We start from the raw sequence: 13078 nt of genomic DNA, 5'->3' as shown, positions 1-13078 counted from the left end.
GCATTAAATGAATCGTTTTAAGGCAATCGTCGTTTTAGCCATATCCACAAGTTCCATCATATATATCGGATGTAATAGCAGCTCCGCCAACAGACATAACGAAAAGAAGAAAACAACAAAACCGGCTTCCATCTATTCCCTTGGTCTCAGCGAAGAAGAAGAGGAAAAGATACTGAAGAGTAATAAGACCAGGCAGATCAGGCAGGAAGTAGCCGAGCTGATGCGGTTAAAGCTTTCTCCGGGCTCTTTTAGCGGCGCCATATTAGTGGCAAGAAAAGGAGTGATATTATATGAACATTATCAGGGATTGGAAAACCACGCAACACAGACACCGGTTACGGACAGTTCATCCTTTCAACTGGCCTCCGTTTCCAAAACCTTCACCGGCATGGCTATTCTTTCCTTATTGGAAAAGGAAAAACTCAGCCTGGATGATCCTTTACAAAAATACTTTCCGGATTTCCCCTACCTGGGCATCAACATCAGGATGCTCCTGAACCACCGCAGCGGTTTACCGAATTACCTGTATTTCTGCGATAGCCTGGTGAAGGACAAATCTCACTTCCTCAGCAATGATGAAGTGATCAACCTGATGACCATACACAAACCTCCTACCCAATATCCGCCGGACAGACATTTCAATTACTGCAATACAAATTATCTGCTCCTGGCTTCTATTATTGAAAAAGTAAGCCAGCAGAAATATGCAGACTATCTGCAACAGACCTTTTTCACACCGCTGGAAATGACCAGTACTTATGTGGTGGATCCAACACAGGCTCCCCGCTCCCATCAGACCGTTAGCCACCTGTTCAGCTGGCGCCTGGAGCCGGATAACAGCTTCGATGGTGTAGTAGGCGATAAAGGTATTTACAGCAGCGTGCGGGATATGCTCAAATGGGATCAGGCCATTTATTCCGGCAAACTTTTCAAACCGGAAACATTGAAGGAAGCATTTTCGCCTTACAGCAATGAAAAGCCCGGCATCCGCAACTATGGCCTTGGATGGCGCCTGTTCACTTATCCTGACAGTACGAACAAGATCGTTTACCACAACGGCTGGTGGCATGGCAACAATACCGTATTCTATCGTTTTATAAAAGATTCTACCACGCTCGTGATCCTTGGCAACCGCTATAATCGTGGCATTTACCAGGCAGTGAAACCACTGCGTAATATCCTGGGCCATGGAGATGGTGAAGAAGCAGGGGAAGAATAAAAAAAACCGCCCTGCGATATATCTATCTGAGCAGGGCGGAGCGCTATTTATGCGAACTAAAACCTGTGACTACTTTTGTGTAGCGGCGGCATCAGCTTTCTTAGCAGTGTGCTTTTTGGCGTGATGTGCAGCTTTCTTTTCTTTCTTTACTTCTTTCTTAGCCTGTTCTGTTTTTGCAGCTGCTGGTTTTGCTTGTGCATTTGCAGCAGAGATGCCACCAAAGGTGATCATTGCGGCGGCCATCAGAAACATGATCTTTTTCATTTTAACTTGATTTAATTGTTAAGAAAAATATTTATTAGTAATTAATCGTTTAATGCGTCGTAGATCTGTAATTGATTCTTTGAGATAACTTTTTCGCCCGGTAGTAATCCTTTACTGATATAGGTCACTTCTTTCAGAGACTTGTTTACTTTTACTTCCCGGGTATCTATGTTATACTTATCCCTGAACACCATCACAAAGCTTTTTCCTTTATCAAAGATCACCGCGGAAGTAGGAATCGCCATCATTTCACCGCTTTCCGGGTATCGCAGTAACACCGTAGCAAACATATCCGGCTTCAGCAGTACACCTTCATTATCCAGGCTGATGCTCACCTGCACAGTTTTAGTTGCAGGATCGGGTACGTTGTATACTTTCTCTATCTCCCCTTGAAAAACCATATCAGGATAACTGGTAATGTTTATTTCCACAGGTGTGCCTTCCTGTACATGGGAAATATCTTTTTCAAATACATTCGCCGTGATCCATCCATCACCCAGTTCATCAGGTGTTACTTTTCCGGAGAGCCGCAGTTCACTTTCCACAGGTTTAATCACCGTGGTATCAATACTAATGCTGGCAAGCATCGTATCACTCAGTACAAACGTAGCAACTTCCCCGCCTTCTCCATTGTTTTGCCTGCAGCTGGTGTATGTTGCTGTAAGGGTGATGAGAAGAAGCGCGTATAATTTCATATCCTCCGGTTATTACGTTGTATCAAATCAGGCCGGTTAGCCGGTGCGGTATCCGTTAATGATTTGCTGTGTATAACGCCCCAGGTTATACTGTAATAAAACATCCACGAAAATTACCGGCATCACCGGCTGATTCAGTAAAGGCAGCAGCAGAAGTGGTCACATTCCCCAGTGCCAATTGCACCCATTTACTTCACTTGCCTATCGCGGGTATCAGTTGGTCTATACTTCCATCCACTGATCCGCCGCTGCCTGAATTATTTCAATGATACAAAGCTCCGTAAGTGGAATTAAAGGGGCCTTTAAGGGAGATTAAAAAGAAATTAAAATCTTATAAATGGGGGAACTGCACAGTGAATACGGTGCCATGGGTGGGATCAGACATTACAGTGAGTTGGCCTTCATGCAATTGCACGATCTTCTTGCAGATAGACAGGCCTAAGCCATGCCCGCGTGTGGCTTGTGCATTGCGCCCGCGGAAGAAAGGTTCAAATATTTTATCCTGCTCATCAGCAGCGATGCCGATGCCATTGTCTTTCACACTGATCAGGATATACCGGCTGTTAAAATCAATGGTCACGCGGGCCGTATGATCTTCGGAGAACTTACAGGCATTATCAAAGAGGTTGATGAAGAGTACTTTCAAAAGGCTTTCATTGCCACTACAGGTAACCAGCGTATCCTGATCCGGTTCTTTCATGAACTGCAGCTCTACTTTGCTGTTCTCTTTCCTTTTCAGGCGCACCAGGTCTGCTGTGTCAATTAAAAGTTCATCTATCCGCACAGGTGTGAATACAAATTCCTTGCGGTTCAGTTCCGATTGCGCCAGTTGCAGCAACCCATTGGTCAATTCAGAGAGCCCTTCCGCATCTTCGAGCACAGAGTGTAATACAGCTTCGTACTCCTCCCCGCTCCTGCCTTTGGCCAGCGTTACCTGCAACTGGCTGATAATAGCGGCCAGCGGAGTACGCAATTCATGAGAAGCATTACTTACAAAGCTCTTCTGCAGATCAAAGGAATGACTGAGCCGTTGCAGCATCGTATTAAAGTTGGCGCCGAGTTGTGCGATCTCATCTTTCCCTTTAATGGCCACTCTTTTATCCTGCAGGTTATTCGCATTGATACTGTTTGCCTGTTCTACCAGCCGGTCAATGGGCTGCATCATTTTACGTGCGAAGAAATACCCGATACCAACGAGTAATACAACTGCCACCAGTAGCTCTATGCCGATAATCTGCCGGAGGTTCAGCAGGTTTTGAAAGCCATATTTATCAAAAGAAGAAACAAGCACCAGTACAGATACATTATCCTCTGTATAATAAACGCCTACCGTTTCACCCTCCTCATCTGTATGGATATACTGCCCGTGTTCTTTAATATAATCCAGCAGGAATTTCTGGGTACGTACCGCCGTATCCTTCACATTCGCATAGAGGAGATCATATCGCTCATTGTATACCAGTATCGTTTCGCGGTAAAGGTCCTGGAAGGTAGTTTTATCCAGTTTGCGCAGCAGGCCTATCTGTACCTGGTCGTTTTCAATGATCACACTGCCGATGGAGCGTGCACGATATTCCAGCCTGTCCAGGTACTCAGCACGGCGGGATTGTGCAGAGAAATAATAAGCCAGTGTGGCAAAGGCTATCAGCAGGAAAGCCGCAGATAATGTATAATAGAGGGCAATCTTATATTTGATCTTCATACATCAGTCCTCTTCTGATAAATAATACCCCATACCTGTTTTGGTATGTAGTAATTTCTGCTCATGGTCTTTATCGATCTTTTTACGCAGGAAGTTCATGTATACTTCAATCACATTGGTGCCGGTATCAAAATCGATATTCCATACCTTTTCTGCGATCGTTACTTTGGAGATCACCTTCCCTTTGTGTAATGCCAGCAATTCCAGCAACTGGAACTCTTTTGCGGTGAGGGAGATCTTTTTCCCGCTGCGGGATACCTCTTTACGTTCCCGGTCTATTTCCAGGTCTGCCACCACCAGTTTATAACGGTTAACGGGCGCTACTTCCGCACCGGCGCGTTTGAGGAATACGCGGATCCGGGCCAGGAGTTCCCGGAAATCGAATGGTTTTACGAGATAATCGTCCGCACCCAGTTCAAAGGCCTGCATTTTATCGTCCATGCCCCCTAAGGCCGTGAGCATGATCACCGGCACCTTGTTGTTGCGGTGACGGATCACTTCGCAGATCTCATAACCATTGTGGTGCGGCAGGTTGAGGTCCAGGATCACCAGGTCGTAATCATGACTGGCAGCAAGGCTTTTGCCCATGCGGCCGTCGTAGGCTACTTCCACCTCAAAACCGTTCTCTTCCAATCCCATTTTCACGGCATTGGCCACTTTAACTTCATCTTCAACGATCAATATCCTTTGCATAGCAATGCTAATCTACTGCATGTTTACGATTAGGCAATACGTTTTCCCGGGTCCAGGTGATCTTCTGCCGGAAAGGATGGCTCCGTACTGCACATTGGGAAAGCTGGCAATACTGGCAGAGGGCAGGTATGCAGGGATCTATATGAATGAAGAACTCCACCTCATGGCCCTTCAGTTCCCGGTTCACCAGCTGCTCAAATGTTTTGATCTCTTCGTGTGCATGACTTAATTCCAGGTAATAAGGCAGGGTAACATGGCAGTCAATATGATAATTATTACCATATTGCTGCACCCGCATATTATGTACGTCTATCCAGGCAGGATGGCGATGCTCATTCAGGATCGTGATCACCTTATCGATCACCTGCATATCCGTTTCATCCATGAGCCCGGAAATGGACTGCCGCATGAGCTGATATCCTTTGCGGAGGATCATCAATCCCATCACTGCAGATACAGCGGGATCTATCCAGGTCTGGCCCGTAAAACGGATGATGATGAGGGCAATGATCAGGGCGGCAGAACTGTAAGCGTCCGTTAAAATATGTTGTCCGTTCCCGGAGAGGGTAATAGAATTTAATTGTTTCCCGGACCGGGCGAGGTATAATCCCAGTAGAAAATTCACCACAGAAGTGACACTGATCACCCAGATACCCTGGTCTATTTGCAGCAGTTCTGGTTTGATAATAAAATATTGCACCGCCTTAAAAAGGATCAGCACACCGGCAATACAGATCATGGCGCCTTCAAATCCTATGGAAAAGAACTCCACTTTCCCATGTCCGTAAGGGTGATTGGCATCTTTGGGTTTGCCGGTGAGGTAAATGCTGTAACAGGCAAAGCCGCCGGCTACCACATTAATGATGGATTCCAATGCATCAGACAGGATGGCTACGGAATGTGTGAGAAAGTATGCTGCGAATTTGGCAAGGGTCAGCAGGAGGCTGATGCCAAGAGAAAGCAGGATGATCCGTAGTTCTTTTCTTATCAAGTGAAGCCGTTTAGATTATTGCAAAGAAAATTCAAATTGTCTTAAAATGGCACTTGCATTCCATTTTTAATCTGGTTAAATTTGTTTAAATTGTGTTCATAGCGGTAGCAATCAAAATCTTTTATTTACTAAATCGAATTTAAACAGCGTTAATATCCAGATCGGATCTACAGCGGGATCTATAGGATCAACTTAAAATCAGCGGAACTAATTTATAACCCCCAAATCCGTTCACCACAGGATGAACTAAGCCTAAGTATTTATCCCGTATAACATTTATTTGTTACGGGATGAATGATATTTCTATTAAGGAACATGCAAATTAACTTTCGTCCGAACCGATTGTGAATGTAACCCAGGTCAATTCGCTTTTATCACTGAAAATCTAAATCACATTATGATGCGATGTCTATTGTCCTTCCTATTACTCGTAGGAATCTCCCATGCTGTTTGGGCCCAGCCAATGTCAATTAGCGGCAGAGTACTCTCTGCAGACGACAAAAGTCCCCTGCCCGGCGTAACCATTCGGGTACAAGGCTCTCCCACCGGCACCTCTACCAATGCAAGCGGTAGTTTTGTTATTAATGCCTCCCGCGGGCAGGTGTTACAGTTCAGCTATATCGGTTATATCACCAAAAGAGTGACCATTAATGCTGACACAGAAATCTTTGTAGAAATGGAAACCGATGCACAAAACCTGAAAGAGTTTGTGACCACGGCTTACGGTATTTCCAAAAACGCCCGTTCCCTGGGTTCCTCCGTACAAAAAGTAGACGGGGAAGATGTAGCCCAAACGCAACGGGAAAACTTCCTGAACGGCCTTGCAGGCCGGATTGCAGGCGCTACAGTAACCGGTACTTCCGGTGCTCCGGGATCTTCTTCCGTACTGGTATTACGCGGCGCTATATCTATCGGAGGTAATAACTCGCCGCTCTACGTAGTGGATGGGGTGCCTTATGATAACCAGTCTGTTAATCAGGAGAACCTGATAGCGTCTTCAAACCCCTCTGGCACTGCCTTTGCGAACAGGAACTCTGATTATGGCAACCGTGCCATGGACCTCAACCCGGAAGATATTGAAAGCATTACGGTGCTGAAAGGCCCGGAAGCTGCTGCGCTGTATGGCTCAGATGGCGCCTCCGGAGCAGTGCTCATCACTACCCGCAAAGGAAAAGCCGGAAGGTCTACGGTTAGTTACGACAATAACTTCCGCTTTGATAAAGTGTACCGTTTCCCGAAAACACAACGGATCTACAGCCGGGGGCTTAATGGCGTGGCAGATGATTTGGCCACGATTAATCCATTCGCATTCGGTTTAATGTCCGCGTACTTCGGTCCTAAATATGCAGACACCACTACCTTTTATGATAACTTCGGAAACTTCTTCCAAACCGGTTTCCAGCAAAGGCATAGCCTGAATTTCGATGGTGGTACGGAGAAGTTCACCTTCCGTCTTTCTTCCTCCTGGCTGGACCAAAAAGGAACCATACCAAACTCTGGATTTGAACGTGGAACCATTCGTTTGACAGGAACGGCAAAGATCAGTGATAAGCTGAGTATGACGGGGACTTTCACGTATGTGAACTCCACAACAGATAAAACATCGAAAGGAGCAGGAAGTTACTTCCTCACCCTACTCACCTTCCCTGCAGATGAAGATGCGCGGATCTACCAGAACCCTGATGGCAGCCGCAAAACACTCCGGGGCGGCGCTTATACCACGGAATTCGACAATCCTTTCTGGGATGTGAACAAGAATCCGGCGCAGGATAAAACGACCCGTGTGAACGGATCTGTTGTGGCCAACCTGGACCTTACCAAATGGCTCACCTTAAACGGTACCCTTGGGGTAGAGAATTATACTACTACCGGTTATTTCGTTACCCATCCGCAATCCCGTTACGGTTTTCCAACAAACGGGTTCCTTTCTCAACTGGACGTTATCACCAATAACATCAGCGGCATTGTGAGAGCAACTGCCCGGAAAACATGGGGTAAGTTTGGTAATATCCTCACCGTGGGAACTGCCATGGAAGATAACAATACCAAAACCAATGCCTTTAAAGGAGAACGTTTCTATGAAGCAAATTTCATCTCTATCAATAATACAGATCCCTTATCCCGCGATGTAAGGTATTCAGATAACACAGTACGGAAATTCCGTTTATTCGGTAACTACGAAGTGAGTTATAATGATATCCTTTACCTGTCCCTCGCAGGCAGCAGCGAAGGCCACTCCTACTTCATGAGCCGGGTGGTGGATAAGAACCCCTTCTTTAACTATGGTTCAGCCTCCCTGGCTTTTGTATTCTCAGATCTGCCAGGTGTGAAGGAAGTCTCCTGGCTGAGTTTTGCCAAGGCCCGTTTCTCTTATGCAACAACTGGTAAAGCACCTTTCGCACCTTATGCGATAGACAACAGCATGGTTACTCAGATCACCACCGGCGGCGGTTTTGCATACGGTGTGAACGGTAATAACTTCGTTCTGCAACCGGAACTCACCAAGAACCTGGAAGTAGGGGGTGAATTTAAATTCTTAAAGAACCGGGTAGGAATAGACATTGCATATTACACGCTCCGGAGCAACAACCAGATCCTGAGGGCACGCTCCAGTTATGGTACAGGTTTCGTACTTAAATACCTCAACGGTGGTGAAGTACTTAACAAGGGATTGGAAATTCAATTAAACGCCACCCCGCTCAGAGCCAAAGATTTCACCTGGGACGTATTGGTGAATTTTGACATGAACCGTGGCAGGATCGTTTCTATGCCGGCAGACCTGCCTTCTTATTATGATTCAGATACCTGGGTATTTGGTAACATGCGCTCCCAATCCTATCCCGGCGTAGGTACCGGTAACCTTTCCGGCTTTACCCTCCGCCGCAACAGTAAAGGCCAGCTGCTGATCAATCCTACTTCAGGATTGCCGCTTTCAAACGGAGACTTTTCCGTTGTGGGAGACCGTACGCCTGATTTCAAAGTAGGCTTCGTAAATGACTTCACTTACAAACAATTTAAGCTAAGCTTTAACCTGGACTTCCGCAGAGGTGGTGATGTGTTCAACGGCAATGAATATTATCTCTACCTGGCTGGTCTTAGTGAAAGAACGCTGGACAGGGAAAGAACACTTGTGATAAGAGGTGTGTTGCAGGATGGCCTGGAAGAAACCAGCAAACCAACGCCGAATGCCGTAGCCATTACACCGTATTTCCGTTCTGACTACTGGCAGACTACCGTAGCTACCGAAGCTGATTTTATTGAGTCTGTAGATTGGATGCGTTTACGGGACATCACGCTGCAATATGTACTGCCTTCTTCCTTCCTGAAGCGGCAGCATTTTGTGAAATCTGCTTCTGTTTATGTAACGGGAACGGATGTATTCATGATCACAAATTATACCGGTGCAGATCCGAATGTAAGCACCAATAATGCTTCCTCCAGGGGTTTTGGCGGTGCAGGTATTGACTTTGGCTCGCTTGCCAATCCCAGGGGTATTAATTTCGGACTGAAAGCATCGTTCTAGTTTTAAAACATCACAATTATGAAAAGATATATTTTCTATACACTCATGTTGTTGTTTACGGTAATGACCGTAATGACAGGATGTAAAAAATGGCTGGACGTGAACTATGATCCGGCTACGCCGCAGGATCCTGATCCCGCATCTGTATTCCCAACACAACTGGCCGGTATTCCCCGCGGGAATCAATATGATTCGCGGTATGTAGGCCGTTACATTCAGAACTGGGAAACCGTACTTACCTCCCGCACAGCGGATATTGTATGGGACCAGATGGGTTATGCTACAAACAGTGATGCCAATGGCGATATCTGGCGGCAGTGTTATTTTGGTTTAGGTAAGAACCTGAACTATATTATTGAAACCGGGCATACAAAAGGACAATGGGATTATATTGGCGCAGCATATGCGCTGAAAGCCTACATGTTCCAGATCACCACAGATCATCACGGCGAAATAATTTACACTGAAGCCTTTAAGGAAAATACCGCCATCTTTAAATTTGACAGCCAGGACACCGTATACATGGGTGTTCGGTCACTGTGTGATTCTGCCCTGAAATACCTGGCACGTACGGATTTCCCCAACCCCGGTATCAACAGGCTGGTGCGTGGAGATTACAGCTTTAACGGTGATAATGCAAAATGGATCAAATTCACCTATGGTATACTCGCACATAACTATAATCACCTGAGCAGGAAAACAGCCCTGTATGATCCGGCCAAAGTGATTGAGTTTTGCGATAAGTCTATGACTGTTATTGCAGATGACTTCCTGATCCCTTTTGATGCCACAAAAAATGATGATACGAATTTCTATGGTCCCTACAGGGATAACCTCACCTTTATGCGCCAGGGCGCTTTCATTGTAAGATTGCTGGACGGGTTTGCACTTACAGGTAACCGCAACTTCGCCAACAGAGATCCGAGGATAAAACATATGCTGTCCGCCTCCCAGGATACTACAAATGGTAACGGTGGTTATGTAGGTCTGGAGCCTGGTCTTGGGGATCCGAGTGCTTCCTCTACCGTTCCTGCCACCTTACGTAAACGTGCAGCAGCACCATGGGGAGACAGTATTTATGGCAACCCCAGCGCAGCCCTTTTTACACCAAATGCCGGTAAATATCTTTTTAAGGATAAAGCCGTGATGCCGGTAATGACATCAGCTGAGATCTACTTTATTAAAGCAGAAGCCGCTTTCCTGAGCAATAAAAAGGATGTTGCGCTGGATGCTTATACAAAAGGGATCAATGCACATTTTGATTTCATTAACCGTACAACAATGCCCCGCAACGGTGGCACGTTATATAATGGAGCACCTATCACTGCGAAGGAACGGGCTGATTACCTTGCCAGCGCTAACGTGGCAAAAACAGAGGCAACACTTACCTTAGCAGATATAATGCTGCAAAAATATATTGCTTTATTTGGCTGGGGTTTTAATGAAACATGGGTGGATCTGCGCAAATATGAATACAACAAGTACATTGCTCCCGGCACAACTACGCCGGTGTACCGCACCTTCGCTCTTCCACAAACGTTCAACGGCCTGAATGCCGGTCCGTTCCCTGTGCAAAGGGCCCGCCCACGTTTTAATTCTGAGTATGTATGGAATGCAGATGAACTAAAAAGGATCCAGGCAGATTTTTCAAACTATCATACCAAACCTATCTGGTTCGCAATACCCAACTAAAACCGCAACATAATGAAGCTATCATATATCATAACATGTATTGCGGGCGCAAGTATTGCTTTGGCAGCCTGCAAAAAGAACACCTTCCACGTAACGGAAAGGGATATCATCACAAATACAGCACTCATCAAGATCGGGTACTTTTCACCAAGTATCAATAACCAGGGCATCCAGTTAAAGGTGAATGGTACCAGGGTGAGCAATAACTTCGTTTATCCTATTGCGTTTCCCGGAGGTGGTTTAAATACCGGCGGTTCCAATAACAGTGATTATGTAACCGTCGTACCCGGAGAAACCACCATCACTTTATCTGTTCCCAAAGTTGGCTCTGCAGAAGATTCTGTGCCGGTGCTCACTTATTCGCAAGCATTGGCCGCCAATAAGAAGTACACCTTCTTCACAACGGATTCAGTGCCTAATGTGAGTGGTATCATTGTGGAAGATGACACAGCACCCATTGATACCGGCGCCCGCATCAAACTCATCAACCTGGTTCCGAATGTGCCCGCAGTGGATTTCTATCAGAAAGGTGTGCTGGTGAGAGCGAATGTTAAATACAAAGAAGTAACGGAGTACATCACCATACAGGCTGGTAATGATGTATGGGTCATTCGCAGAGCAGGTGCTCCCATTACAGAAGCGCCGCTCAGTCCACCCACTCAAGCCATCAATACGGTACGTCAGCGGATCTATACTTTCCTTGCCAGGGGATGGCAGGGTGGTACAGGCACACTGAACCCCAGGGTCTCGGCCATCTTTGTTCAATAATAATTTCCAGCGCCGGGCTCAATTGCCCGGCGTTGTTTTTTATATTTGCCGCATGCAACTCCGTGATGAAATACTCCTTGAACATTCCAGGGCAAATGCGCTTAAGATTGCCCATTGGATAGGCAAGAACCCCACACGCCTTGCTTCTCTGATAGAACTTTTCCTCCACGATGAATACCGCGTAGTACAACGCGCTGCATGGATCATGAGCATGGTAGCACAAGAACATCCCAGCTTATTAAAGCCCCATTTAAAGGCCATGCTGGACAGGATGAAGGATGAGGGCATACCAGTAGCCGTTAAACGAAATGTGGTACGTGTATTACAGTTTATGCCCATTCCCGAAGAACTCCAGGGAGAAGTAATGGATCACTGCTTCCGTTTCCTCGAAGACCCACAGGAAACAGTAGCCGTAAGAGCATTCTCCATGACCGTACTCGCCAACCTCGCACAACAATACCCAGATATCAAAAAGGAAATTATTTTATTAATAGAAGATCAGTTGCGGGAAGGCGCACAGCCCGCGTTTATCAGCAGGGGTAAGAAAACGTTGAAGTTATTACAGGCTAAGGAAAAGAAATGAATTGCGCCTCCGGCGGGGTTTTATATTTTATAAGTGCACCCAAATAAAAGAGCCCGAAGCATTACACTCCGGGCTCTTTATAAAAATCTATTTCGAATAACACTTAAAACACTTAGTTATCCCCTTGCTTATCTTCTGCCGGTGGCGGCGGAGGAGGCGCAGGTGGCCTGTTCGCATACTTAATCTCAATCGGCCTTCTTACAGGTGCAGAGATCGGACGTGAAGTTGGCGCAGATGGTTGCTCAGGCGCTTCTTCCCTTGGCTCCCTCGGCACATAAGGCACTCTTGGCTCCTTAGGTTCCTTTGGTACTTTAGGCTCCTTCGGTTCTTTTGGTTCCTTGGGATTAGAAGGCTTCTTCTTAGCGGTTTTAGGCGCAAAGATGGCGATCATCCTTTTACCTTCCATCAATGGCATACCCTCAAGGGCTCCCACTTCTGCAAGGCGTTCTGCAAATTTCAGAAGGATCAGCTCTCCACGTTCCTTGAACATGATAGCCCGTCCTTTGAACTGTACATATGTTTTAACCTTATTGCCTTCCCGAAGGAATTTCTCGGCATGTTTGGCTTTAAAATCGAAATCGTGATCATCTGTGTTAGGCGTGAAGCGAATTTCCTTCACCTCGCTCTTGTGAGCATTCGCCTTCATTTCCTTTTCCTTCTTCTTTTTCTCGTAAAGGAATTTATTGTAATCGATGATACGACATACAGGAGGAACAGCGTTGGGGGATATTTCTACCAGGTCCAGTTGCAGATCTTCTGCCATACGTAATGCATCATCCGTTCTATAGAGTCCCGGTTCCACGTTATCGCCAACCAGTCTGACTTCCGGTACACGGATCATTCTGTTTGTACGATGCTCCTGTTGTTGTTCTCTTCTGAAGTTAGGGTTTCTGCCCCGGAAGTTTGGTCTTGGTCCTTGTTGCATTAAAATGTTGAATTGTTAGATAA

The 13078-nt window shown here is 46.1% G+C and carries 11 protein-coding genes; 5 read left to right on the top strand and 6 right to left on the bottom strand.

All coding sequences use genetic code 11. The features are described from left to right. The first annotated feature begins 7 nt into the window (after window positions 1–7). Window positions 8–1219: a serine hydrolase gene (locus GFS24_RS04780; RefSeq protein WP_153658420.1), complete on the top strand. Its 1212-nt coding sequence runs from the start codon at window positions 8–10 to the stop codon at window positions 1217–1219. A gap of 69 nt (window positions 1220–1288) precedes the next feature. On the opposite strand, the gene GFS24_RS04775 is transcribed toward GFS24_RS04780, so the two are convergent. The 5 genes from GFS24_RS04775 to GFS24_RS04755 all read right to left on the bottom strand — a co-directional run bounded on the left by GFS24_RS04775 (window position 1289) and on the right by GFS24_RS04755 (window position 5564). After that, complete coding sequence (locus tag GFS24_RS04775; protein ID WP_153658419.1) at window positions 1289–1483, bottom strand: hypothetical protein; 195 nt, start codon at window positions 1481–1483, stop codon at window positions 1289–1291. A 41-nt stretch (window positions 1484–1524) separates the two neighbouring features. Continuing rightward, on the bottom strand, window positions 1525–2178 hold the full coding sequence (locus tag GFS24_RS04770) for an efflux RND transporter periplasmic adaptor subunit (RefSeq protein ID WP_153658418.1): 654 nt from the start codon (window positions 2176–2178) through the stop codon (window positions 1525–1527). Between the two features lie 331 nt (window positions 2179–2509). After that, the gene (locus GFS24_RS04765; protein WP_153658417.1) at window positions 2510–3880 is read right to left on the bottom strand and encodes a cell wall metabolism sensor histidine kinase WalK; all 1371 of its coding nucleotides are present in this window, start codon (window positions 3878–3880) and stop codon (window positions 2510–2512) included. 3 nt (window positions 3881–3883) lie between these two features. Then, on the bottom strand, window positions 3884–4573 hold the full coding sequence (locus GFS24_RS04760; RefSeq protein ID WP_153658416.1) for a response regulator transcription factor: 690 nt from the start codon (window positions 4571–4573) through the stop codon (window positions 3884–3886). A gap of 7 nt (window positions 4574–4580) precedes the next feature. Then, window positions 4581–5564: a cation diffusion facilitator family transporter gene (locus tag GFS24_RS04755; RefSeq protein WP_153658415.1), complete on the bottom strand. Its 984-nt coding sequence runs from the start codon at window positions 5562–5564 to the stop codon at window positions 4581–4583. 397 nt (window positions 5565–5961) lie between these two features. Here GFS24_RS04755 and GFS24_RS04750 point away from each other — a divergent pair, with 397 nt between their 5' ends. The 4 genes from GFS24_RS04750 to GFS24_RS04735 are packed head-to-tail and all read left to right on the top strand — an operon-like array spanning window position 5962 to window position 12130. Next, entirely contained in the window at window positions 5962–9087 is a 3126-nt protein-coding gene (locus tag GFS24_RS04750; protein WP_153658414.1) for a SusC/RagA family TonB-linked outer membrane protein, read from the top strand. A gap of 18 nt (window positions 9088–9105) precedes the next feature. Beyond that, entirely contained in the window at window positions 9106–10779 is a 1674-nt protein-coding gene (locus GFS24_RS04745) for a SusD/RagB family nutrient-binding outer membrane lipoprotein (protein WP_153658413.1), read from the top strand. A 12-nt stretch (window positions 10780–10791) separates the two neighbouring features. After that, window positions 10792–11547 (top strand): DUF4397 domain-containing protein, encoded by a 756-nt coding sequence (locus GFS24_RS04740; RefSeq protein ID WP_153658412.1) that lies wholly within the window; start codon window positions 10792–10794, stop codon window positions 11545–11547. 52 nt (window positions 11548–11599) lie between these two features. After that, on the top strand, window positions 11600–12130 hold the full coding sequence (locus GFS24_RS04735; RefSeq protein ID WP_153658411.1) for a hypothetical protein: 531 nt from the start codon (window positions 11600–11602) through the stop codon (window positions 12128–12130). A 112-nt stretch (window positions 12131–12242) separates the two neighbouring features. Here GFS24_RS04735 and infC read toward each other — a convergent pair whose 3' ends face one another. Next, window positions 12243–13055 carry a translation initiation factor IF-3 gene (gene infC, locus GFS24_RS04730; RefSeq protein ID WP_253906398.1) on the bottom strand — a complete coding sequence of 271 codons (813 nt, stop codon included), beginning with the start codon at window positions 13053–13055 and terminating at the stop codon, window positions 12243–12245. Between the last annotated feature and the right edge of the window lie 23 nt (window positions 13056–13078).

Source organism: Chitinophaga sp. SYP-B3965, assembly GCF_009647655.1.
In the GTDB taxonomy this organism is placed as follows: domain Bacteria; phylum Bacteroidota; class Bacteroidia; order Chitinophagales; family Chitinophagaceae; genus Chitinophaga.
The sequence above is the reverse complement of the archived record's forward strand: the minus strand, read 5'-3'. Positions and strand labels throughout refer to the sequence as shown.